The sequence below is a fragment of the Flavobacteriaceae bacterium HL-DH10 genome, from assembly GCA_031826515.1.
GTDB classification, from domain to species: domain Bacteria; phylum Bacteroidota; class Bacteroidia; order Flavobacteriales; family Flavobacteriaceae; genus Thalassobellus; species Thalassobellus suaedae.
Window position 1 is genome coordinate 2,964,611 of record CP134536.1, and the last position, 22,451, is coordinate 2,987,061.

Sequence of the window (22,451 nt, forward strand, 5' to 3'; positions counted from 1 at the left end):
GCACGCAATTATAACGTAATTGCAACATGACTGCACATCAAGACAAAATACTAGGAGAAGGTTTAACTTATGACGACGTTCTTTTAGTTCCAGCTTTTTCAGAAGTTCTTCCTCGCGAAGTAAATATTCAATCAAAATTCACCCGTAACATTACTATTAATGTACCTATTGTCTCTGCGGCTATGGATACAGTTACCGAAAGTAAAATGGCTATTGCCATGGCGCAAGAAGGTGGTATTGGTGTTTTGCACAAAAACATGAGTATTGAGGCTCAGGCTTTAAAAGTTAGGAGAGTAAAACGTGCCGAAAGTGGTATGATTATAGATCCCGTTACTTTACCATTAACAGCTACTGTTTTAGATGCCAAACAAAATATGGCAGAACATGGTATTGGAGGAATTCCTATTGTAGATGCCGATGGTATTTTAAAAGGGATTGTTACGAATCGCGATTTACGTTTCGAGCATGATAGCGAAAGAGCCATAACAGAGGTTATGACGAGTGAAAATCTGGTTACTGCTCCTGAAGGTACATCTTTAGGTGATGCCGAATCTATTTTACAAAATTATAAAATTGAAAAGCTACTTATAGTAGATGATAATTATAAACTCTCTGGTTTAATTACTTTTAGAGATATCACGAAGTTAACACTAAAACCAATCGCCAATAAAGATGAATTTGGACGTTTGCGTGTAGCAGCTGCTATTGGAGTAACAGGAGATGCCGTTGATAGAGCAGAAGCTTTAGTAAATGCAGGTGTTGATGCGGTTGTTATTGATACAGCTCACGGTCATACAAAAGGTGTGGTGTCTGTTTTAAAAGAAATAAAAGCGAAGTTCCCTCAATTAGATGTTATTGTTGGAAATATTGCTACAGGTGCTGCGGCTAAATATTTAGTTGAAGCAGGTGCCGATGCCGTGAAAGTTGGTATTGGTCCAGGATCAATTTGTACAACACGTGTGGTTGCAGGTGTAGGTTTTCCACAATTTTCTGCCGTATTAGAAGTTGCAGCAGCTATAAAAGGATCAGGTGTTCCTGTAATTGCCGATGGTGGTATTCGTTATACAGGAGATATCCCTAAAGCCATTGCAGCTGGTGCCGATACCGTCATGTTAGGATCACTTTTAGCAGGAACAAAAGAATCGCCAGGAGAGACTATTATTTACGAAGGACGTAAATTTAAGTCTTACAGAGGTATGGGGTCTGTTGAAGCTATGAAAGAAGGTAGTAAAGACCGTTACTTTCAAGATGTTGAAGACGATATTAAAAAATTAGTACCAGAAGGCATTGTAGGGCGTGTGCCTTATAAAGGTGAATTGTTTGAAAGCATTCATCAATTTATAGGTGGTTTACGTGCAGGTATGGGCTATTGTGGAGCAAAAGATGTTGCTACTTTAAAAGAAACAGGACAGTTTGTTAAAATCACAGCAAGTGGTATTAACGAAAGTCACCCACATGACGTTACTATTACTAAAGAATCGCCTAACTATTCTAGATAGGTTATATTTAATAGATTAAAAAAAGGCTCAAGTTTCAATTATGAAATTTGAGCCTTTTTTGTTGATGTGTTTTTTAGAATTGAGTTTTTATTTGTTATATGTGATTTTGTTTCAGGAGGATTATTAGTATCTAGTTGATTTTTCACTATGTCTAGAATCTGCTCTCTTAATATTTCATTATTCTTCATGGTCAAACGGATTTTCCAAGTAGACGAGAACCAAGCAATTATTTTTTACGGGTGTTGGCAGACGTATTTTTATTCAGTTTTACATATTGAACAATTCGATTCTCCAATTAATTTGCCATTTTTGTCAAGCTCATATTTACAACATTCGTTGAATTTTTTCTTTAAAATAGCTTTTGCCCTTTTAACTCTCGCTTTTACATTTTCAAGACTTATTTCTAATTCCTTTGCAACATCTTTTTGTTTTTGTCCTTTTATATAAATCAGTTCAATTACGTGTTTATAAATTTCGGGCAAATCATTTATGAATTTATCAAAACAACATATATGTTCATACTTTTCCGAAGAAATTTCTTTATTTGTATCCAATTTCTGTACATAAACAGATTCTTTGTTAAAGTGATTAAGTATCTCGTTACGAGCAATTTGAAAAACCCAAGCTCTTGCCTTTTCTTCTTTTTCGAGCTTAGATAAATTATTATGAATTTTCAAGAATGTATTTTGAAAAATATCGTTAGTAACGTCTTTGTCTTTTACCTTTTTTAGAATGAAGAAATATAGTTCATCATTGAAATTGTCCCATATTTTTTGTGTTTCCATATTCAAAAATAAATAAAAGATTAGTTTTTAAACTAACCTTTATTATATTTAGCAACAATCGCATTTATCACATTCACATTTAGAACAAGTACAATTATTTTCTAAACAATTTCCACAATTGCATTTAGTACAATCGCAATTTGTGCATTTACATTTATTCATAACTTTAAAATTTTATGGTTCATTAAGTAGACTAATAAACATCATAAAAGATACATTTTTTTCGTTTTTTATATGCTCGTTAAGGGACATGGTTTACACAAGTTAAAGATTGGACTTTGCACTAAATTAGTTTCCAACTTTATATTCGATTATTTTCAGTGTCAATTATCTGTTGAATCAAATCAGGTAAACTTGAACTCTTAAAATCTGCTTGTAAATAATAAGGGTGATATATTTCTTCCTTGCGCTTTATATATGCAGTTCTAAGTCCAGCTTTTTTTGCTCCAAACAAATCCCAATCATGAGTTGCAACCATCACTATATCCTCCGTTTTCAACCCTTCTTGTTTTGCTGATGATTGATAAATGTCTTTGAATGGTTTGTACTTTTTAACATTATCAACTGAGTAATAGGAATGAAATTCGTCAATAATTCCTGCATTCATTAATTGTTCTTTTATCATTGTTAACGATGAATTTGAAACGGCAACAACACGAATGTTTTTCTCCTTGAGAATATTAAGAGCAGGTCGAACATCTTCATAAGCAGGTAATCTTCTAAACTCTCCAAGTATCTCTTTTTTTGTTTCGGTAGTTAAAGGTTTATTATTCTCGAAGAATAAGTTTTCTAAAGCAACATCAGCTAATTCTCCAAAATTCCGATATTCATCCATAATCCCCATGATACTTGAACTGTATAGTAGTTTTGTGAACCAGTATTTCAGAACATACTTATCATTAAAGTGCTTATCAAACTGAATCTTAAGCAAACTCAAATTCAATAAAGTTTCGTTCATGTCAAAAAAGACTGCCTTTATCATACCCTTTTTTAGTTTAATAATCTGTTTTTTGCACTAGGTTCTTCAAGCTTGCTTACAACGTGTTTGTTTATGATTAGTGGCGGATTAAAATGCACTTACTTTTCTGTTAAACACTGACCTTATTTATATTTAATTACTTTTGTTTTAGCGATAATACCGCTATTATTTTTATACATTGTTGTAAGCTGGCTTTCCACGTCCTGCTTGGTTTTCCGAAGTTTTAATGCTAATTCGGATGTTTCCGTTGGCAAGACATACTCTTTTGTAATTTTTGGCTTTAGCGTTGGTTGGTGCGAATTGCAAATGTGTATGGCTTTTAGCGTTGGCTATTTAGTTAAGATTTTATCATTGATGACGGGTTGTTCTTCACTTTTTCTAACTGTTCCTTCTTCCACTCTTCAATTGCAACCTGTGCAATTTCAGCCTGTGCACGTGCTATAGACTCGAGTAAATCCTTATTTGCAGTTAATTCAGCATTTAATTTTTGTGCGTTTTTGTCCGCATTAACTTTAACAGCAGTATTAATTTCTTCATTAATATTTGATTGTAGAAGAAGTTGCTTCACTTTTCCTTCATGTTTTATTCTATCAAGAATATCATCATAAGTACCTCTCTCAGTCATCATCTTAAACATAATTGGTGCTATTTCAATAAATATAAATAGTAGTGTAATTAGCCATTTAGCGTACCAAACAGCTGTTTTCTCTTTTTCAATTCTAACAAGCTCTTTTTTTTCATCAACTATCTCGTAAAATGGCACTTCTTGATACATTAAATTGTCCATAGCTTTTAATCTAGCAATTAAACCATTATTTTGAGCTTGTACAGTCTTTTGGTTTTCTATGTCAGATTGAGTAGACTTTTCTCTATCCTTAATCTTTTCGTCTATTTCATCAATAGCCTTGTAATCCTTTTTATTTAAATCGGTAAAGCTGTTTTTCATTGATGAGTATTCATTTTCTGCATCATTAGATATTTTTTTGAGATCTTCATAATAACCACCTTTTCCTTTTTTACCACTGAATTTACCTAGGTTCCATTCATCATTTTTATCTTTGTCAGTTTGTTGCCATGTGATTCTTTTTTGATTAATCTGATTGTTGCGATTGGTTATATTATTCTGAAGATCTTTTCTTTCATCCTTTAATCTATTTAGAACGGGATCGTTTTCTCCAGATTTTATTATAGTACTATTTGTTATCGCAATTTGGGTGCTTATCTCTGCATTTATTTCTTTTTCAAATAGTTTTAATTCAAGTGGTGTTGCAATAACAAAACCAAGTAGTATTGCCATCAATAATCTTGGAGCTGCTTCAATTAGTTCTTGTTTTGAAATAGTCTTCTTACCATCACCAACGCCAAAGGTTGAAACGATATATCTGTCAAGATTAAAAATTAAAGCACCCCAGAACAGACCGAAAAACACAGATAATATCTCGCTTAATAGTGTATAGCCAATAACCAAACCTTGGTCATCTAAAACTTCCACTCTAAACGCAGTGAAAAAAGCATATCCTCCAGCAAAAGTAGCCATCAAAGCAGTAAAAATTATCGTTCCTCCAATTCCAAAGAATTTGTTGTTATCAGTTGGAGCTTGTTTGAGAATGTCTAAATCAGCACCAGATGACCACAAGAAAAACTTATATATTTTTTGAAAGGGATATTTAATTAGTTTTTTCATCTGTTCAATCGTTTATGTATTTTATGTAGAACACTATCATAAATATCAGATAGTGTAATTTTTTCTTTATTGAATTTGCTTATTAGGGCATTTTCATTTTCAAACTTTGGAAATTCAAGAGAAGATTCTAATTCTGTTGAATTTATTTCGAGGTTATTGAAATGCACGCTGTTTGAAAACTGGATATTGTTTGCCGAGAATAGTTCTTTAGGTAGATTAGATTCTGAAAAATCAATATTCGTATTAATCTCAATTTTTGGAGCCTCTGCAAATATTTGTTTAACAATAGGCACTGGAAAAGGGTGTGCCGTAATTTCTTTCTCAACACTACTAAACAAACCTTTTGCTATTAATTTAAAATCTGTTTCCTTGTTGATTGGCATATGAGCTAAACCATTAGGAGAACTTTCTGTTACGTTTGGAATAATTTCAACGCTTTGTGCTTCGGTTGTTTCCCATAATAAATCTATATTATCTATTCCTTCATTAAGATTTATTTCCCAAGTAAATGCTTTAATTATTGGAGCAATAACATCAATCGTTAATTCCTTAGAAATCTTTTCATCAAAAAATCCGATTGCTGTTAAAATGTAGGTCGTTTTTGATTCTGGTTCTACATTGGTGTTCCCTTGATTAGAAAAGGAATCTGTTAATCCTGAGATTGAGACCTCTTTAGCCGAATTGACTAACCAGCTTAATATAACAGGTGATTTTGTGTTTCTTAATTGTGTGGACGCTTCAAAAAGCAAAATTTTTGGTTCAGTTTTTATAGCTTTAATTTCGATAAAATCTTCAATAACTTCAAAATCATTAATTGACTTCAAAACAATTTTAGAACTGTCTTGCAATGGAAGGGTTATTGAACTTTGATTTAAAGGAACGAGTTTATCGTTAAGGTAAACCGCATTGTATTTTTGAACTTCAAATGAAAAAACAACTTCTTCATTCTTTTGATTGATAGACGTTTTACTTGAAGTGTAGTTTTTAATTAGCGGATTATTCTCAAGTGATTGATTCAGGTTTAAAAGTAAATTTTTCCATTCTTTTGATGTTAACCGTTTTGTTTCGTTTTTATATCCTTTATTGAAAACAGTTTTAAAAGCACTAATTAATTCCGTAGTACCTGCATTTTCTAATTGTTCTATGAAAGACATTATTGCTTGGTGCTGTTGTGAGTTAGCTTTATTAAAAAGCGGAGAGGAGTGGTCAATATTTGGCCATTCAAATTTCCCTAAATATTCTTGTTTAGTATTATCATCTGTATCTGATAAAAAGAAAAATGGCATTACTCCAAATATTACCTCAAAGGTTGCATTTGCTAAAACCCAATATTCTTCATAAAGTCTATCAAGTGTTGATAAATCTGAGGAGTCCTTTTTCTGTCCTATAATATTCCTGAAGGTGCTACCAATCCAATGCCCAACCTTGCCAACTGTTGTTGGCTTTCCTTGTAAATCAAAATGATAGCCACTATCATAATCAATAATCGAGAGTTGCACTCTTTTAGAATTGAACCACAACGAGTTTTCACTTAAATCTGCGTGAATGAATTCAATCTGATGTAGAAATTCAATTGTTTTGGTTAATTGATATGCGAGATACAATTTGTCAGGAATACTTAATGATTTGTATTCTGTTAACTCTGCTTTATCGCTACCATAATCTTCATAGCTTAACTTTTCAAGATTGTACATCAAAAAAGCAACACAATGCTTTTCCGAAATGTTGTCATATCCTTTGAAAACTAAAAATGGAAGTCCTAATAATTCAGGAATATCATGATAGACAGGTGTTTTAGATTTGCTCTGACGTTTTTTTAATTTTTGATGTAAAAGCTTTATTACATCATAAGCGTGTTGCTTATGTTCTTCATCTGTGAATATTTTTAAAACAAATTCAGATTTTGAAATACCATCTATGGATTGGACTATATGAACCGAGCCAAACCCACCTGCCCCTAAAGCATTATCATCAAATTCAATTTTTGAAAAGGTGAGAATATCATTTGCCCCATTTTGGTCAATGACTGATATATCGGTTATGTTTGAAAGAGATTTAATCATTAAGCTTTTCCTTATAATGATTTAAAGTGCTTTCTGTAATAATGATTCCTAAGGAAGCATCATCTTCTAAATAATTTTCACTTTTCAATTTTTCTAGAATTGCTTGGTTGTATTCAATAATTTCTTCTTGAAAAGTTACTTGGTTATTCTTTGATTTTAAGAAAAGGTCTAATTCTTTTAAAATCAGTTGAATTGCAGGGTTTTCGTTTCTCCAAAATCTATTTTCATTATCCTTTAATATGACTTTATCTTCAAGGGAAGAAATACCATCACTAAATAATAGGATTATATCTCCATTTATATAATTAAGATTGAGTTCTATTGTTGAAGAGGCTAGTTCTACTTTTTCACTATTATGTGAAATATGCTTTGTCAAAGCTCCACTTGGGGATATATGGGGTATCATTATTTCACCATATCGGTATGGTTCATCTGAATTTACATTTGTTGAAAAATCCCCATGTAAATGAATTACCCCTCCATTACCAAGATATTCTATTTGAACTTTATCGGAGTTGTTTTTATTTATTGCACTTATGAATGTTGTACCGCCAATGATATTATTGGTTTTTAGTTTTACAAGTTCGTTGTCGGCAATTAATTCGGATAGTTTAAAGTAATGTTTGCCAATAAATTGGTCAACGACCACCTTTGAAACTTTTCCGGAATCTGAAAATTCTCCAATTCCATCACAAAGTACCAATGATTTTGAATTATCTTCAATTAGAAAATCGGCATAATCTTGATTTAGTTTTACATCTATATGTTTGACTGAAAAATACATTAATCAATTTTTGAAACTGTTGAAATACTTTTAATCATGTGTTTTCTAATTTCTTCGGGATCTATAGAAGTAACAAACAAATCAATACTTGATGCAAAATTTTTAAATCTATTTGCAATACGTTCTTCATCTTGTCTGACTTCTTCAATTGTCCAACGCGAAGAATAGTCTATTTCCCCTGTTGCTTCATTTGAAGAATACCATTCTTGGCCTTGTTCAATATGTGACTCAAGAAACTGGCAGGAAACGGTTGTGTTTTTTATATTTTTTAAGTCATTAACTGTTTTGATTGATTCATCATAATCACTTATAGCACCATCTGAAAGAATTTGAATTAGTACTTGGCAGTTTTTAAGTTTGTTTTTTAGATGATAATCATTAACTATTTCTTTTGAGTGAAGCAAGGCTCTATTTAATTTTGTTCCTTTTGGGGTAACGTATTTTAATGGGTTAAAAGATTGTTCTATTGAGATGTCTTTTACATTTTTTAAGGAAAACACATCTTCAAAATCATCAGAAAAAGCTAAAAAGCAAACGTCAAACGAATTATTGTTTTTACTTTTTTTAAGTCTTTGTATTATTGACCTTATTCCTTTGTCAATTTCATTTGCTTTTGAAATTCCATTTTTTGAATCCTCATTCATAGAGTTAGAGCCATCAATTATGAAAATAACTAATTGGTAAAATAACCTTGGAATAGCCAAGTCATTTAAACTTGCGGTAAGTGCAGAAGTATTTATATTGAGTAAATCAAGCTTTCCACTTTTAGAAATGTTAATATCGTTTTTATCTGTATTTTGTAGGTATTTACTCATGTTTCACAAATTTTTCAGTTAAAGTTTCGTGCTCTTGTTTTAAGAGTGATTTTTGATTTTCAAAATATTCAGTCCAATCATCAATATTTAAAATCATTTGGTAGGTTTCTGAAGATTGGATTAACGACAACTCATTAACCAAGTAATTATATTTAGCTTTTAAGGTTTCTAGTTTTACCCTTAAATGCTCTAGTTCATTAAATTGGTCAATATCAGATACAGGATTTCCTAACTTTAATTCGTTCCAAATAAATCTTACTTTTTCAATGTCATTCGCTTTTACGGCATTTGTCAATTCTCCGAATACTTTTGCAGCTTCTGTTTTATCTTCATAGATACAACTAGGTGAATCAGGATGACACAATTTCACCGCTTCACGGTGCATTTTTTTAATGTCCGCTGTGTCTTCGTTATTTAATTCAGGAATATCAATTTTAATTTCTTCCTGATATTCCTTGTTTTTCTGTTTAAACTCTTCTTCTATTTTTTCAAAAGTATCATCTACAATGCCGTGTTTTTTTAACTTCTCGTAAATCTTCTTTTTTAGAGCAAGAATTTTTGAGATTAGTGGGTTTAACTCAATTATATATCGGTGATTGAATTGTTCAATTTGAGCCTCAATTTCAGTTTTTTCAATTTCAAGAGTTTCAATTTGATATGAGAATAATTTTATTTGAGATAGGATTTGTGCTTTTTCAATTGCACTAACATCAACAATTTGAGTGTAGTTTTTCTCAAATTTTTCAATTTCAATAAATGCTAAATCATATTTTTCAGCTAATAGTAAAGTTGTAATTGGAGCTAGTTCTTTGATGAGTTTTAGTTCGTGGATGTAGGGTTGGATGTTTGCTGTTTCTCCTAAATCCACAAAGGCTTTTATAAGTTTGAAGTATTTGAATGCTTTTGAAACATCCAAAGCCTCTTGATGTTTCTGAATTTTCCCAGATAGTTCTTTTAAACGTTCAAATTCTTCTAAAAAGTCATTTGTTCGCTGTTGGTTTCCTGAAACAATAGTTACTTCTTCATTATTTACTGTAAATGCTCTATTCGACCAATTTGCTGAACCACTAATAATAGTATCATAGTCAATAATGCAAAACTTCATATGCATTAATTGGTCATCATTACCAATTTCAGCAAAGAAACCACCATTCTGTTCTATTAAGTCATAGTCAAGTCTATTGAAATCATGGTTGGTAATTATAACCTCTACTGTAACTCCTTTATTTTGTAATTCAAGAAGTTTGTCAAATAGGTTGGTCTCAGTAAACCATGCCACAGCTACGCATACCCTTTTAGTGGCATTATCAAGATTTTCAAGTATTATTGCTCTAACATCTGTTTGTTTTGTAAAGTAACTGTCAATGTTCATTGTTCATTCTTTTTTCGAGCGTTGGCAAAAAACAGCTCTTTTGTTTTTTTCAGCGTTGGCTTTCTTGTCGGCAAAAACCAAATTTGCTGTTTGTGCGGTTGGCTTTTCAGCTTGCTTACAACTTAGTTATATGATTACTTTTATTACTCATATCCCGTAAATAAGTCAGAATATAGTAAGTTTTTTTGCTACTGTTATCCTGTAAATATAATTAAATTTTCTTACGTGTTGATGTAATAAACCTGACGGTTTTGTATCAAGTGTTGTTTTATTGAATTAACCTTATTCAAAACTATAGTTCAGAATTTTGCTAATTCATTAATTCTATTTTCTATGATGTTGTAAGCTTTTTTAAAGTCTTTTAATTTACCAACTTGGAATATGGTTTCACTTTTATTGTCTTCAAGTAGAAAAACAATTCTATTCTCATTGTATAGTCTTTGGGCATCGGCATCGGCAATGGGACTGCGACCTCCAAAAATCAGGAATTGACGTTTTAAAAAATAGCTTTTCTTAATATCTTTAAATGGTATGGATATCGATTTATCAAACTCTTTTGCAAGACTTTTTGAATTAAACGCTATCAAATCTTGAGAGATTTGAAGCTGCTCTTTAGACGAGAATAAAAAAAATAATAACGCTATAAATAATGTAATAAATCCTAAAAAGTAAAGCACATCATAACCTTGATAAACAAAAGCAGTTATAAAACATGTTAAGCCAATAAATAACAAAGTTGTTTTTATATAAGATGTAAACTTAAATGCTGACTTAACTTCGAATTTTATACGATCCATAACCTAAATTGACTGTAGTTTCTTTAGTCAAATGTAAGTTATTTATCATTAATTTAAAGCCTCTTTATACGTTTTAAGACAGCGTTCTCTAGCCATTTTATGATCTACAATAGGTGTAGGGTAAGTGAGTTCTTGAAAATCGGGCACCCATTGTTTTATGTATTCTAAATTTTTATCAAACTTTTCAATTTGAGTTGTCGGGTTAAAAATTCTAAAATAAGGCGCAGCATCTACACCACATCCAGCAACCCACTGCCAGTTTCCAATATTACTGGCCATATCGTAATCGTGTAGTTTTTCGGCAAAATAGGCTTCGCCCCAACGCCAATCTATTAATAAATGTTTACATAAAAAACTACCAACAAGCATACGCACACGATTATGCATAAATCCCGTTTGGTTTAATTGTCGCATGCCTGCATCTACAAGCGGATAACCAGTTTTGCCATCACACCAGGCTTTAAATTCGGTTTCGTTATTGCGCCAAACAATGCGGTCGTATTGGGGTTTAAAACTTTCGGTTTGTGTTTGTGGGAAGTGCCATAAAATTTGTGTAAAAAACTCACGCCAAATAAGTTCTTGCCAAAATATTTCATTCTGTTGAGCCGTTGCTTTTTTTACCATCTTACGGATACTGACTGTACCAAAACGTAAATGCGGACCTAATTTAGAGGTGCTGTCTTGTGCGGGGAAGTTTCGTGTGTCTTCATAGTTCTCTATAAGAAGCGGAGTTACCGTATAAGGTGCTATTTTTTGACTTGATTTAGTAAAACCAATGGCCTCTAAACTTAAATTTGAAAAAACATGATTTGAGATGAGGTTTGATAATAATGTTTCTGATGGATGGATTTTAAAATCAAGTACTCTAAAGGCGTCTTTCCAACTTTTCATATAAGGTGTATACACTAAGTAAGGCTTGCCATCGCTTTTAGTAATCTCGTTTTTTTCAAAAATAACCTGATCTTTAAAGGTTTTAAAAACCACTTTTTGTTCTTTTAAAAACGTTTCAATCTGGGAGTCACGTTCTTTTGCATAAGGTTCGTAATCATGATTGGTATAAATATTTTCAATAGTATAAGTTTCTAATAACTGTTTAAAAATAGCTATAGGTTTTCCGAAGAACATAGAAATACCGCTATTGAATTCTTTTTTAAGGCTTGTATTTATGTTCTGTAGTGTTTCATGTATAAACGTAACGCGAGCATCATCTTTGGGTAATCGCTCTAAAATATTTGAATCAAAAATGAAAATAGGAAGCACAGGATTTCTGTCTTGTAGAGCTTCAAATAATCCGTGATTATCATCTAAGCGTAAATCACGGCGAAACCAGAATATATTTATAGTTTGTGTCATTAAAGTGTTTACTTGGTTTTATAAACGCCAAATAGTGCTTCTAGCTTTTTAGTCCGGTAGTTAAAAATTTCTTCCAGTTTTGGTTTTACTAAAATAGGGTGAACAAGTTGTCCTAAAATTCCAAAAGGGACTTTGTAGTCTATAATATCTTCCATTTCTACACCGCCATCAATTTCTTTTATAAAATGCTTATGGTGCCATAACGCATAGGGACCAAAACGTTGTTCATCAACAAAATAATGTTTATCAACAGCATGGGTAATTTCGGTAACCCATTTGGTTTTAATACCTAAAACAGGCGTTACCATATACTGTATTATTTGACCAGCAAACATAGGTTTGTCTGCTCCAGATAAAATATGAAATCCCATATAATCTGGAGTAATGGTTTTTAAGTTTTTCGGACTCGACAAGAAATCCCAGGCTTCTTGAAGCGTAATTGGCAGATTTTGTTTTTTATGTAGCGTATATATTTGCATTTGAATAAATTTAAATTAATTATTAAATAAAATATAGGCATTAAGTGATGTGGCGATACATAACCAGATAAAGTAAGGGAGTATTAGTAGGCTTTTTAGTTTTAAATGGTTTTTGTAATTGAATAAAAATAGGCCAACAATTATGGTGAGTAAGATGATGCATATAAAACCTAAGAATACTAAATGCCGATTGAAGAAAATATAGTTCCAAATAACATTAAGAGCAAACTGGATGGTGAATAGTATTTTTAGTTTGGTGTTAGGCTGCAATTTATATAGGTAAGCCATATACACAGAAAAACAAATCATTATGATGCTCCAGGCAACACCGAAAACCCAACCTGGTGGTGTCCATGGTGCTTGATTTAAATTTTGATACCAATCGGTTCTTGGGCCGTTATTCATGAGCCAGCTACCAATAGCTAAAGCACCAAAGTTGATGATTAAAAAAGCAATAATGTATTTGAATACTTTCATCAGTTCATATGTATTATTTTCTTATTTGTCATATGTAACATCCATATAATCATTCTGCTGCATGACAAAATTTTAGTCATGGATGTTTCATTGTTTCAAGATTTCAATTTGTTTTGAAATAGCTTCTGCTTCGGCATATTTCTTATCACTTTCGGCTCTATTAATGCTTGATAGTTTATGCCATTCCGCCATAAGTGATTTGTATGTATCTTGAAGTTTTTCTAATTCTGTTTTCTTTTTGAATAATCCGAACATTGTCTTTATTTTAGGTGTTTTGTTATTTTATCACTTAAAGGCTTTGTTGAAGAGAAGTAGTAGTTTACTAAATTACCTTGCGTATCAATTAAGTATTTTTGAAAATTCCATTTTACAGATGAATCTGTTTTTCCATTCTTTACTTTTTTTGTTAACCATTGGTATAGTGGATGTTGGTTTTTACCTTTAACCTCTATTTTTTCCGTCATTAAAAAGGTAACACCGTAATTTAATTTGCAAAAAGTTTGTATGTCTTTTTCAGTACCTGGTTCTTGATTCCCAAATTGATTACAAGGCACGCCTATAACCATAAGTTTGTCTTGGTAGGTATTATATAGTTTTTGTAAATCTTCATACTGTCCAGTAAAGCCACATTTTGAAGCTACGTTTACAAATAAGATGTGTTTCCCTTTAAAAGTAGATAAATCAATTTCTGATCCGTTTAAACCATTAATTTTAATATCATATATAGATGATTTGGGAGTTGTTTGCGCTTTTGAATTTGAAAATATTGAGAACATAATACTTAGTAGAATTATTTTTTTCATTTATTATATTTTAAAGGATACAATACCACAGTCCATTTTAAAAATTTGACCTGATAGTGATGTTGATTTTTCTGAAATTAAGAACTCAGCCATATCTGCAACTTCTTCGGGATTTAAAAACTTTTTTAAAGGATGGCGTTCTGTAATGTTTTCAATCATTTTGTCATTTCGTAATAGTTTAGAAGCCAGATCTGTATTTGTAACAGTAGGCGCTATGGCATTAATACGAATAGTAGGCGCAAGTTCTGCTCCTAATGATTTTACTAAACCTTCAACTCCAGATTTTGCGGTAGCAATGCTGGCATGAAAAGGCATACCTAATTGCGTTGCAACGGTGCTAAAAAGAAGTATAGCAGGTTGGTTACCTTGTTTAAGTATTGAAAGATATTTTTGAATTGCTTTAACCGCTCCAAGTACATTAATTTCAAAATCGTTTTTAAAATCGTCAATACTCAGTCTGGTTATAGGCTTTAAGTTAATACTACCAGGACAATAAATGAGCGCATCTGCAGCTTCAATATCTGGGAGATTATCTTGAGTAATATCGCAAGAAAAGTGAGTTAAATTAGCATGATGGAATCCTGGGAGGGTTCTGCTAATATTTATAACTTTAGAATAGTTAAGTAGCTTTTTTAGTATGGCATTTCCAATGCCCTTACTTCCACCTACAACAATAATTGTTTTCATATGGTTTCAGGGCATGGTTTGCTTTATGGCCTGCCCTTTAGCCGTTTTTCAATTTTTTGTTTAATAGCTGTTAATCGCTTCATTAGATCCATTATTTCCGGATCTTTTTCTTCTTTATAAATAGCATTTAAACTTAATATTAAATCTTTAACTTCTCTAGATGATTCAATACGTTCACTTGTTGTTTTAAAAGTGTGTTTACGTTGTTCGAATTCTAAAGCTTTATCAATAATCTCCATAATTTTATTAATCTTTAATCTAATTTTGTTTATTCCGAATGTAAAATATTTTCAGAATTTGCCAATATAATAAAATCTAAGAGATTATTGATTTTTATAGCAATTTATTAAGAGAAAATTAATAATTTATTTTTTTATTCCGATTTTTTTGTGTTTTAAGCAGTTAAAGGCGCTCCTTTAAGACGCTTTTCTACTTTTCTTTTTATCACCGTTAAGCGCTTCATGATATCCATGATTTTTTCATCTTTTTTTGCTTTATAGATCTCGTTTAAATCTAGTATTAAAGCTTTAGCTTCACGAGATAGTTTTACACGATCGCTTGTTGATAACGATCTCATTTTTGTTTTCTCAAATTCTAGTGCTTTGTCTATTATGTCCATTATTATAGGTATATAAAATTGTATTAATTACTATATTTTTATTAGGTGTAAAATTACAGAATTGTTTAATTTATTTCTATTTATATTGAACAGGATAATTGATGCCGTCATAAGAATAATTTATTACGCTTGTGAAAGTTTGTTAATCATACCTTTAAAAATAAACCCATGAAAAGGGAGCACACTATACCAATACAGGCGACCCCAAAGTCCTCGAGGCCTGAAGGTCGCTGTTTGTTTTAATAGGTTGTTTTCTATTTTAAACTCTAACCACGCTTCACCAGGAAGTCTCATCTCAGCGTAGAGTAGAAGTTTTTGTTGTTCTTTATCTGCAAAAATAACACGCCAAAAATCTAAGGCATCACCAGCATCTAAGTCTATAGGACTCGTGCGGCCTCTACGCAGGCCAATACCTCCAAAAAGTTTATCAATATAACCTCGTATTTTCCATAAAAAAGTTCCGTAATACCAACCCGTGGTGCCACCAATACTCCAGATTTTGTCTATGGTTTTTTTGGTGTCTTTTACAGGTCTTTCTTTGTAATCTTTAAAGCAGCCATACTGCGGGACATTGATATATTTATGTAGATTGTTTCTTAATCTGCCGCTACTTACCATCGCATCTTTCCAACTAGAAACGATACTGTTTTGCTCTATTTTTTCAAAGGCAAGCTCTACAGCTTGGATGTAAGTTAAAGGGTTTACATTTAGTAGTTTATTTATATTACTTGGTTTGCCAATAATTTGAACCCCCATACTGTCAACCAAAGTAGAAGCTAATTTATATGAGGTTGAAGTTACAAAGTAAAGCCAATATGATGATAGTTTTGGCGTCATTACTGGTACTGTTAAAATATAGCGTTTTAAGTTTCTAGCTTTTGCAAATTGAAGTAGCAACTCTTTATAAGTTAAAATTTCTGGACCAAAAACATCATATGTTTTATTGAATAATTCTTTGTTTCCAGCTGCGCCATACAAAAATGCTAATACGTCTCTAACAGCTAGCGGTTGTGTTTTTGTGTTTAGCCATTTTGGGGCTATCATAAAAGGAAGTTTTTCTACTAAATCTCTAATAATTTCGAAAGAAGAACTGCCAGAACCCACAATAATACCAGCTTTAAATATAGTTGTAGCATATTTTTTTGAAACTAAAATGTCTTCAACATTTTTTCTTGAACGTAAATGTTTTGATAGTTCTTCTTCGTTAGTTATGCCACCCAAATAAATGACCTGCTTGGTGTTTGTGGTTTCTATGTAGGATTTAAAATTTGTGGCACAACGCGCTTCAAGAGATTCAAAATCTTTTGAAGGGTTAGACATGGAATGAATTAAGTAATAAGCAACATCAATATCTTTAGGGATATTATTTAGTGTATCCGATTTTAAAAAATCGGCTTCAATAATATAGATGTTTTCTTCTTCTATATAGTTTTTATCAGCTCTTAGTTTATCACGAACTACACAAACAACCTGATGCCCCTCGTTTATTAAAAGCGGGATAAGTCGTTTACCTATATAGCCAGTAGCGCCTGTAACAAGAATCTTCATTTTTATATTTGTAATTTTGGTCTTTGGTAACCAAAACGTGTATTATTTTCAGGAATGGCATAGCCATCTAAACCATTTATAGCGGCAACTTTTGCCTTTGCTAGATCTATAAATCCATCATTTTGCAAAATATTGTCCTTAAGGTGTATACCAATAATTTTACCAATAACCAATATAGTGTTATTTGCTTGAATATCATATTCCTCTACAAATTGCATTGCTAATTGTACAGGTGCATCTTTTACAAAAGGCGCGTAAAAATTGTTTTTATATTCAGAATTTAAATTAGTAACCTCAAATTCTGATATGGAACCATCATATTTAGCCGATGTATGATGTGCGTCTTCTATTATATTTTCATGAATGTGATTTATAGTATAAAAACCAGTTGCTTTAATATTGTCGTAGGTATTCCTAATAACTGTTGTTGGTCTCATAAATAGCCCTAACATGGCAGGACTAGAACCAATGTGAGTTACAGAACTAAATACTGCAACGTTTTCTATACCTGTGTTAGATTTCGTTCCTATTAGGTTAGATGATTTATAACCAGAACAGCTATTTATTAAATTAATTTTATATAAATGTTCAAGATTTTCTATGGTATCTTCATTTAAATAATTCATTCTAAATCGGTATAATTATTTATTTTAATATTTTCAGATTTAAGATCAAACATTAAATTGTAGAGACCAAAAAAGGTTCTGTTTATGTAAATGAAGTGCTTAGACCCGCGATTACCATTCATTTTTTTTAAGTCAGTACTTTTTGAATACCGTTCTCCCAATTCTGCTATTTTGCCAAAGAATTTAGCATCTGAAAAATCGAAAGTTTCAGAGTGGAACGGTTGTGTAAACAAACTTAGCATGTCATGAAACATTTTCGTGAAAAACTCAAGTTCTTCTTTGCTGTCATCTTCCTTAAGTATTTCTAATTCATATAATTTTGAAATAAAAAACGCTTCGTTATTGATGTTTTCAGGATTTGCAAGTTCAAAATAAGGTGTATAAAATTCATTAGGAATAGATTTCATACACCCAAAATCAAGTGCTATTAATTCTCCTTGCTTTGATATTAAAAAATTTCCTGGGTGTGGGTCTGCATGTACCTTTTTTAGTTTATGAATTTGAAACATATAGAAGTCCCAAAGGGCTTGCCCTAATGTATTTGCTTTTTCTTGGTTGGTATTATATGCCGTAAATTCAGAAAGATGTTCACCTTCCATATAATCCATAGTAATAATACGTTCTGAAGAGAATTCTTCGTAATACTTAGGAAACAATAGGTTGGAAATGTGAGAGCAAGCAGCAGCAATTTCTTTACTTTGCTTCATTTCCAACACATAATTTGTTTCCTCAACCAACTTGTTTTCTACTTCTTTAAAATATTTATCAGAGTCTTTGCCTTTAATATTAAACATATTCATAGCAATAGGTTTAACCATAGCTAAATCTGAAGCAATACTTTCCGCAACTCCTGGATATTGGATTTTCACAGCAAGTTTTTTCCCATCTTTTTCTGCAATATGCACTTGACCAATGCTGGCAGCGTTTACAGAAGTTGCGTTAAAAGTATCGAATATGTCATTAGGTGTTTTACCAAAATATTTTTTAAAAGTTTTTAATACAAGAGGAGGAGATAATGGTGGAACAGAGAATTGTGCTAGCGAAAATTTCTCTACATAAGCTTGAGGTAAAATACTTTTTTCCATACTAAGCATTTGTGCTACTTTTAGAGCGCTTCCCTTTAGCTGCTTTAAACCATCATATATATCTGTTGCATTATTTTTATTTAATCGGGCTTTGGCTTCAATTTCAGAATTAACCATTTTATCGCCATAATACTTAATGTAATTAACGCCAACTTTAGCTCCTGTTGAAACCAATTTTGTAGCACGTTGTATTTTAGACGTAGGTATTTTATCTATAGTTTGCATAGGCTTAATTCATTTGGAATTTTTCTTTGAAAAGGAATTTCCCTAAATCGATAACACTTTTTATTGGTGCTATATCCAGTACATCAAAGCTTGTATTTACAGATTTTTCGATAAAAATGTCTGTTTTTTCAAAAGAAGGCGAAGTATCATCAATCCAGAATTTCATAGTTAAAAGTAATTGTATCCATGCTGATTCTTTTAATGCCTTTTGTTGAATTTTTTCAAGCTGTTCTTGTTTAATTTCCAGCATCTCTATATCTAAATGGTCTATGTAATTTGAGAAATGCTGTTTTAATCCTGATAGTATTTTTAATCCTTTTAAACTGTTTTTGTGCTTGTTAAGTGCATATATAACGTAGCTTCTATTTGCTGTTAGATTTTCAAAAAAAGTAAAGTATAAGCTTAGAAGCTTGTTTCTAGAGTCAAAGCTTTCATAATCTTCACTTTTATTTAAAATAGCTATAGAATTATGAAAGAAGGCTTCAAAAATTTCTATTTCAATAGTTTCAAAAGAAGAAAAGAATTCATAAAATTTAGCTTCTTCAAAGTGGTGCATTTTAGAAAAAACAAAAACCGATTTAGGATTTTCGCCATGTTCTAATACATAGTCCATATAAAAGGACATGATATCGTGTCTTGAAATCGTTTTATTCTTTGCCATAATTATTAATTTATGGTAAAGATACAAAATGTTTAACTTATTTTAGTTTTTGTTAAACAAAATAAGTTGTTTTTTATGTAAACTTTAACAACAAAGGTCGTCAATTAGTAGTTTGCAGCTAGAAACGGCGGTAATAGCTCCTAAGATTGGAGCAGATATATATAACCATAAATATTGAAAATTACCAGTAAAAAGGGCAGGAGCAATAGAGCGAATAGGATTCATAGAAGCTTTAGTCATAGGACCTGCAAACATAGCTTCTAAAAGAATAACACCACCAACAGCAATAGCGGCCATGGTACCAATTTCTTTACTTCCTGTTGAAATATTTATAATAACTACCATTAAAAAGAAGGTAAGTAAAAACTCTAGTATTGCTGCTTTATAAGGAGGGAAACCCTCTGCAGGCGTAGTTTCTCCCAAAAACTGACTTTCAGGAAATAGAAACCATAATAAAAATGCAGCTAAAATAGCGCCAATCGCTTGCGCTAAAATGTATCTAGGCACTTGTTTCCATGAGAATTTTTTAGCAAAAGCAAAACCAATAGTAACAGCAGGGTTAAAGTGTGCTCCTGAAATTTCTCCAAAAGCATATATCATTGCCATTACTATAAGTCCCCAAGTGGCGGCAACACCAACATGAGAAATACTTCCGTTAGTAATTTCGTTAATTGTCATAGCGCCACAACCACAAAATACCATGGCGAAGGTGCCTATAGTTTCTGCGTAATACTGTTTCATATTGGTTATTTTATTCATTTTATGCTTTTACTTAATTTAATGCAGCAAATATACAATGTCTTATTTTAAGCTTTTGTTAACAATTAAAGGGATTTTGATACGTAAATTTATACCAAACAATAAATAATCTAATTACTACTTAAAATGAAAAAACTACTATTAATCTTATTAGCATTTACAACGGTTTATTCGGTAAATGCTCAAATTGAAACGCCACAACCTAGTCCTTTTTCCAAAATGGAGCAAAAGGTTGGATTAACAGATGTGACTTTGGAATACTCTAGACCAAGTATGCGTGGGCGTACTATTTTTGGAGATTTAGTGCCTTTTGGAAAGCTTTGGCGTTTAGGTGCTAATGCAAACACGAAAATTACATTTAGTGATGATGTTACTGTTGAAGGACAAACGTTAAAAGCAGGTACATATGCTATTTATGCGACACCAGGTGAAGAGTCTTGGGAGGTTGTTTTTTATAGTGACACTAGCAATTGGGGAACACCAGGTGAGTGGGATGAAGCAAAAGTAGTAGCAAAAACTACCGCAAAGGTTCATCAAATGCCATTTAATGTTGAGACTTTTACCATAGATATTAATGCCATAACTAATAATGGTGCACAACTGGAATTTATTTGGGAAAGTACTTATGTAAGCGTGCCTTTTGAAGTCCCTACCGATAAAATGGTAAGTGCCTCTATAGATAAAATCATGAATGGTCCTGGAGCTGGAGATTATTATGCATCTGCAGTGTATTATTTACAAGCTGGTAAAGATGTTAATCAAGCCAAAACGTGGATTGATAAAGCGATTGCTATGGCAGGGGATAATCCCCCTTTTTGGCAGTTAAGACAACAATCATTAATCTATGCTAAAGCGGGTGATGTTAAAGGCGCTATTGCTGTAGCTAAAAAATCGTTAGCAGGAGCAGAAGCGGCTGGTAATGCAGATTATGTAAAAATGAATAAAGAATCTATTGCTGAGTGGAGTGGCATGTAGATTTTTAGATGCTTCTAGAAATATGAAAAACGCAACTTGTTAAGAGTTGCGTTTTTTGTTTAGATTTTACTATTCTGTAACAGAAGCCCAATTTTCACCTCTTTTTATTCGATAAAGTTGCATTTCTGAAATGCCAAATTGTTTAGCTATCATCTTCATTCGCGTTCTTCGTTTAGGATCGTTTATTTTTCTTTTAATTAGTTTGACTTTAGTTTCTGTAAGTTTTGTGTGCGATGGTTTTTTACGAACTATTTTTTTAAAATCTGGATTAGAGAATTGATGATTTTCTTTTTCTTTTTTTGTTGCCCATTTTAAGTTTTCTAAACGGTTATCTGTTTTATCATAATTTAAATGAATAACATAAATGCCATCTCCCTGTTCAAGGAAATGTTCTGCTACGAGTTTGTGAACATATCTACTGGTTAATTTCCCATTACGTTTTTGTTTAACAGGTAAGTTTTGATAACCATTAATATAATATCTCTTTACTAAATATTCTTTTTCATCTTTACAATTTAAAATTCTACCATAATTAGAAATTTTAAATTTTTCATTTTCAGAAATGTTTTCATCAAACTGAATCTCTTTCCATTTTTCATTCCAGTAGTTTCTTATTCTTTTCAATGTCTTGTATTAAATACGTTACAATCTAGTTGAATGTAGCTTGTTTCGTGGTTTAATAAATGAATTTAATAAAAAAGAAATGAAAAAAAAATTATGAAACTGACGACAGATTGTCTTTTTTTAGTTAATCTTCATCTTCTAAAAAGAAAATGTTTTCAACGGGCTGTTTAAAAAGTTTAGCTATTTTAAGTGATAGCACTGTAGAAGGTACATACTTGTTTTTCTCCATAGCGTTAATAGTTTGCCTACTAACACCAATTTTATCTGCTAAATCAGCTTGAGTCATATCATGAATGGCGCGTTGGATTTTAATTTTATTCTTCATCAGTATTAGATTTTAGTTTTAAAAAATTAAATCGGATAATAAAGAATATTAGTGGCGTGAACATATTATATATCAAAACTGTAAAAAAGTTACCTTCATAAATAAATATTACAGTAATTAATAAAATAACATAGTTTAAAATAATAGCCCAAACTAAAGAATCGTTTCTAAGTTTAAATATAAATTCATCTTCAATTTTTTCTTTGGTAAAGCCTACTAAAAGCCCACCAATAATTATTAGGACAGAAATTATTTCATCTAAAAATTCATAACCGAAGTCATTAATTAGACCTATATCAAAAAGATCTCTTTTTCCATCAGAAATTTGTAGAACTATTCCTGAAATTATTCCTAATAAAAATAAAGTCCAACCAAATTTCTTATACTTGTTTGGTAATAAATAATTTGTTTTCATAAGTGTTCGTTT

General features: G+C 31.5%; 26 protein-coding genes. 2 read left to right on the forward strand and 24 right to left on the reverse strand.

Annotated features, from left to right (window positions below; all coding sequences use genetic code 11):
- The first annotated feature begins 26 nt into the window (after positions 1–26).
- Positions 27–1,499 (forward strand): IMP dehydrogenase, encoded by a 1,473-nt coding sequence (gene guaB, locus RHP49_12675; protein ID WNH11752.1) that lies wholly within the window; start codon positions 27–29, stop codon positions 1,497–1,499.
- Positions 1,500–1,756: 257 nt separating this feature from the next.
- On the opposite strand, the gene RHP49_12680 is transcribed toward guaB, so the two are convergent.
- The 21 genes from RHP49_12680 to RHP49_12780 form a co-directional block, all read right to left on the reverse strand.
- On the reverse strand, positions 1,757–2,284 hold the full coding sequence (locus tag RHP49_12680; GenBank protein ID WNH11753.1) for a sigma-70 family RNA polymerase sigma factor: 528 nt from the start codon (positions 2,282–2,284) through the stop codon (positions 1,757–1,759).
- Positions 2,285–2,585: 301 nt separating this feature from the next.
- Positions 2,586–3,266: a haloacid dehalogenase type II gene (locus RHP49_12685; protein ID WNH11754.1), complete on the reverse strand. Its 681-nt coding sequence runs from the start codon at positions 3,264–3,266 to the stop codon at positions 2,586–2,588.
- A 334-nt stretch (positions 3,267–3,600) separates the two neighbouring features.
- Positions 3,601–4,947: a DUF4407 domain-containing protein gene (locus tag RHP49_12690; GenBank protein WNH11755.1), complete on the reverse strand. Its 1,347-nt coding sequence runs from the start codon at positions 4,945–4,947 to the stop codon at positions 3,601–3,603.
- The gene (locus RHP49_12695) at positions 4,944–7,010 is read right to left on the reverse strand and encodes a hypothetical protein (protein WNH11756.1); all 2,067 of its coding nucleotides are present in this window, start codon (positions 7,008–7,010) and stop codon (positions 4,944–4,946) included. Before RHP49_12695 ends, RHP49_12690 begins: the two co-directional genes overlap by 4 nt.
- Entirely contained in the window at positions 7,003–7,794 is a 792-nt protein-coding gene (locus tag RHP49_12700; protein WNH11757.1) for a hypothetical protein, read from the reverse strand. The genes RHP49_12695 and RHP49_12700 overlap by 8 nt, the downstream gene beginning before the upstream one ends.
- Entirely contained in the window at positions 7,794–8,609 is an 816-nt protein-coding gene (locus RHP49_12705) for a VWA domain-containing protein (GenBank protein ID WNH11758.1), read from the reverse strand. The genes RHP49_12700 and RHP49_12705 overlap by 1 nt, the downstream gene beginning before the upstream one ends.
- The gene (locus RHP49_12710; protein ID WNH11759.1) at positions 8,602–9,981 is read right to left on the reverse strand and encodes a phospholipase D-like domain-containing protein; all 1,380 of its coding nucleotides are present in this window, start codon (positions 9,979–9,981) and stop codon (positions 8,602–8,604) included. Before RHP49_12710 ends, RHP49_12705 begins: the two co-directional genes overlap by 8 nt.
- A gap of 299 nt (positions 9,982–10,280) precedes the next feature.
- Positions 10,281–10,778 carry a hypothetical protein gene (locus tag RHP49_12715; protein ID WNH11760.1) on the reverse strand — a complete coding sequence of 166 codons (498 nt, stop codon included), beginning with the start codon at positions 10,776–10,778 and terminating at the stop codon, positions 10,281–10,283.
- Between the two features lie 48 nt (positions 10,779–10,826).
- Entirely contained in the window at positions 10,827–12,131 is a 1,305-nt protein-coding gene (locus RHP49_12720; protein WNH11761.1) for a deoxyribodipyrimidine photo-lyase, read from the reverse strand.
- Between the two features lie 8 nt (positions 12,132–12,139).
- Entirely contained in the window at positions 12,140–12,610 is a 471-nt protein-coding gene (locus RHP49_12725; GenBank protein ID WNH11762.1) for an SRPBCC family protein, read from the reverse strand.
- Positions 12,611–12,625: 15 nt separating this feature from the next.
- Positions 12,626–13,087: a TspO/MBR family protein gene (locus RHP49_12730; protein WNH11763.1), complete on the reverse strand. Its 462-nt coding sequence runs from the start codon at positions 13,085–13,087 to the stop codon at positions 12,626–12,628.
- An 87-nt stretch (positions 13,088–13,174) separates the two neighbouring features.
- Positions 13,175–13,342 carry a Lacal_2735 family protein gene (locus RHP49_12735; GenBank protein ID WNH11764.1) on the reverse strand — a complete coding sequence of 56 codons (168 nt, stop codon included), beginning with the start codon at positions 13,340–13,342 and terminating at the stop codon, positions 13,175–13,177.
- A gap of 5 nt (positions 13,343–13,347) precedes the next feature.
- Positions 13,348–13,863 (reverse strand): glutathione peroxidase, encoded by a 516-nt coding sequence (locus RHP49_12740; protein ID WNH14421.1) that lies wholly within the window; start codon positions 13,861–13,863, stop codon positions 13,348–13,350.
- 30 nt (positions 13,864–13,893) lie between these two features.
- A complete protein-coding gene (locus RHP49_12745; GenBank protein ID WNH11765.1) occupies positions 13,894–14,577 on the reverse strand; it encodes an SDR family oxidoreductase in 684 nt (227 codons plus the stop codon).
- A 23-nt stretch (positions 14,578–14,600) separates the two neighbouring features.
- Complete coding sequence (locus RHP49_12750; GenBank protein ID WNH11766.1) at positions 14,601–14,816, reverse strand: hypothetical protein; 216 nt, start codon at positions 14,814–14,816, stop codon at positions 14,601–14,603.
- A 155-nt stretch (positions 14,817–14,971) separates the two neighbouring features.
- The gene (locus RHP49_12755) at positions 14,972–15,196 is read right to left on the reverse strand and encodes a hypothetical protein (protein ID WNH11767.1); all 225 of its coding nucleotides are present in this window, start codon (positions 15,194–15,196) and stop codon (positions 14,972–14,974) included.
- 123 nt (positions 15,197–15,319) lie between these two features.
- Complete coding sequence (locus RHP49_12760) at positions 15,320–16,744, reverse strand: SDR family oxidoreductase (protein WNH11768.1); 1,425 nt, start codon at positions 16,742–16,744, stop codon at positions 15,320–15,322.
- A 2-nt stretch (positions 16,745–16,746) separates the two neighbouring features.
- A complete protein-coding gene (locus tag RHP49_12765; protein WNH11769.1) occupies positions 16,747–17,370 on the reverse strand; it encodes a flavin reductase in 624 nt (207 codons plus the stop codon).
- Positions 17,367–18,680, reverse strand: a complete 1,314-nt coding sequence (locus RHP49_12770) for an AarF/UbiB family protein (protein ID WNH11770.1) — start codon at positions 18,678–18,680, stop codon at positions 17,367–17,369. The genes RHP49_12765 and RHP49_12770 overlap by 4 nt, the downstream gene beginning before the upstream one ends.
- Positions 18,681–18,684: 4 nt before the next feature.
- Positions 18,685–19,341 (reverse strand): TetR family transcriptional regulator C-terminal domain-containing protein, encoded by a 657-nt coding sequence (locus RHP49_12775; GenBank protein ID WNH11771.1) that lies wholly within the window; start codon positions 19,339–19,341, stop codon positions 18,685–18,687.
- Positions 19,342–19,425: 84 nt separating this feature from the next.
- Positions 19,426–20,100, reverse strand: a complete 675-nt coding sequence (locus RHP49_12780; protein WNH11772.1) for an aquaporin — start codon at positions 20,098–20,100, stop codon at positions 19,426–19,428.
- Positions 20,101–20,226: 126 nt separating this feature from the next.
- Between RHP49_12780 and RHP49_12785 the strand changes: the two genes are divergently transcribed.
- On the forward strand, positions 20,227–21,075 hold the full coding sequence (locus RHP49_12785; GenBank protein WNH11773.1) for a DUF2911 domain-containing protein: 849 nt from the start codon (positions 20,227–20,229) through the stop codon (positions 21,073–21,075).
- Positions 21,076–21,144: 69 nt separating this feature from the next.
- On the opposite strand, the gene RHP49_12790 is transcribed toward RHP49_12785, so the two are convergent.
- The 3 genes from RHP49_12790 to RHP49_12800 all read right to left on the reverse strand — a co-directional run bounded on the left by RHP49_12790 (position 21,145) and on the right by RHP49_12800 (position 22,439).
- Positions 21,145–21,690, reverse strand: a complete 546-nt coding sequence (locus RHP49_12790) for an HNH endonuclease (GenBank protein ID WNH14422.1) — start codon at positions 21,688–21,690, stop codon at positions 21,145–21,147.
- Positions 21,691–21,823: 133 nt separating this feature from the next.
- Complete coding sequence (locus RHP49_12795; GenBank protein WNH11774.1) at positions 21,824–22,024, reverse strand: helix-turn-helix transcriptional regulator; 201 nt, start codon at positions 22,022–22,024, stop codon at positions 21,824–21,826.
- Positions 22,014–22,439, reverse strand: coding sequence for a hypothetical protein (locus tag RHP49_12800; GenBank protein WNH11775.1), 426 nt, complete (start codon positions 22,437–22,439; stop codon positions 22,014–22,016). Before RHP49_12800 ends, RHP49_12795 begins: the two co-directional genes overlap by 11 nt.
- Positions 22,440–22,451 lie beyond the last annotated feature (12 nt).

Bases quoted from the DNA above. Each gene is read 5' to 3' on its own strand.
- RHP49_12755 (WNH11767.1), bottom strand. From the start codon at position 15,196: ATGGACATAATAGACAAAGCACTAGAATTTGAGAAAACAAAAATGAGA.
- RHP49_12750 (WNH11766.1), bottom strand. From the start codon at position 14,816: ATGGAGATTATTGATAAAGCTTTAGAATTCGAACAACGTAAACACACT.
- RHP49_12715 (WNH11760.1), bottom strand. From the start codon at position 10,778: ATGGATCGTATAAAATTCGAAGTTAAGTCAGCATTTAAGTTTACATCT.
- RHP49_12705 (WNH11758.1), bottom strand. From the start codon at position 8,609: ATGAGTAAATACCTACAAAATACAGATAAAAACGATATTAACATTTCT.
- RHP49_12770 (WNH11770.1), bottom strand. From the start codon at position 18,680: ATGCAAACTATAGATAAAATACCTACGTCTAAAATACAACGTGCTACA.
- RHP49_12690 (WNH11755.1), bottom strand. From the start codon at position 4,947: ATGAAAAAACTAATTAAATATCCCTTTCAAAAAATATATAAGTTTTTC.
- RHP49_12680 (WNH11753.1), bottom strand. From the start codon at position 2,284: ATGGAAACACAAAAAATATGGGACAATTTCAATGATGAACTATATTTC.
- RHP49_12740 (WNH14421.1), bottom strand. From the start codon at position 13,863: ATGTTCTCAATATTTTCAAATTCAAAAGCGCAAACAACTCCCAAATCA.
- guaB (WNH11752.1), top strand. From the start codon at position 27: ATGACTGCACATCAAGACAAAATACTAGGAGAAGGTTTAACTTATGAC.
- RHP49_12685 (WNH11754.1), bottom strand. From the start codon at position 3,266: ATGATAAAGGCAGTCTTTTTTGACATGAACGAAACTTTATTGAATTTG.
- RHP49_12800 (WNH11775.1), bottom strand. From the start codon at position 22,439: ATGAAAACAAATTATTTATTACCAAACAAGTATAAGAAATTTGGTTGG.
- RHP49_12730 (WNH11763.1), bottom strand. From the start codon at position 13,087: ATGAAAGTATTCAAATACATTATTGCTTTTTTAATCATCAACTTTGGT.
- RHP49_12775 (WNH11771.1), bottom strand. From the start codon at position 19,341: ATGGCAAAGAATAAAACGATTTCAAGACACGATATCATGTCCTTTTAT.
- RHP49_12760 (WNH11768.1), bottom strand. From the start codon at position 16,744: ATGAAGATTCTTGTTACAGGCGCTACTGGCTATATAGGTAAACGACTT.
- RHP49_12700 (WNH11757.1), bottom strand. From the start codon at position 7,794: ATGTATTTTTCAGTCAAACATATAGATGTAAAACTAAATCAAGATTAT.
- RHP49_12720 (WNH11761.1), bottom strand. From the start codon at position 12,131: ATGACACAAACTATAAATATATTCTGGTTTCGCCGTGATTTACGCTTA.
- RHP49_12795 (WNH11774.1), bottom strand. From the start codon at position 22,024: ATGAAGAATAAAATTAAAATCCAACGCGCCATTCATGATATGACTCAA.
- RHP49_12710 (WNH11759.1), bottom strand. From the start codon at position 9,981: ATGAACATTGACAGTTACTTTACAAAACAAACAGATGTTAGAGCAATA.
- RHP49_12765 (WNH11769.1), bottom strand. From the start codon at position 17,370: ATGAATTATTTAAATGAAGATACCATAGAAAATCTTGAACATTTATAT.
- RHP49_12780 (WNH11772.1), bottom strand. From the start codon at position 20,100: ATGAATAAAATAACCAATATGAAACAGTATTACGCAGAAACTATAGGC.
- RHP49_12725 (WNH11762.1), bottom strand. From the start codon at position 12,610: ATGCAAATATATACGCTACATAAAAAACAAAATCTGCCAATTACGCTT.
- RHP49_12695 (WNH11756.1), bottom strand. From the start codon at position 7,010: ATGATTAAATCTCTTTCAAACATAACCGATATATCAGTCATTGACCAA.
- RHP49_12745 (WNH11765.1), bottom strand. From the start codon at position 14,577: ATGAAAACAATTATTGTTGTAGGTGGAAGTAAGGGCATTGGAAATGCC.
- RHP49_12785 (WNH11773.1), top strand. From the start codon at position 20,227: ATGAAAAAACTACTATTAATCTTATTAGCATTTACAACGGTTTATTCG.
- RHP49_12735 (WNH11764.1), bottom strand. From the start codon at position 13,342: ATGTTCGGATTATTCAAAAAGAAAACAGAATTAGAAAAACTTCAAGAT.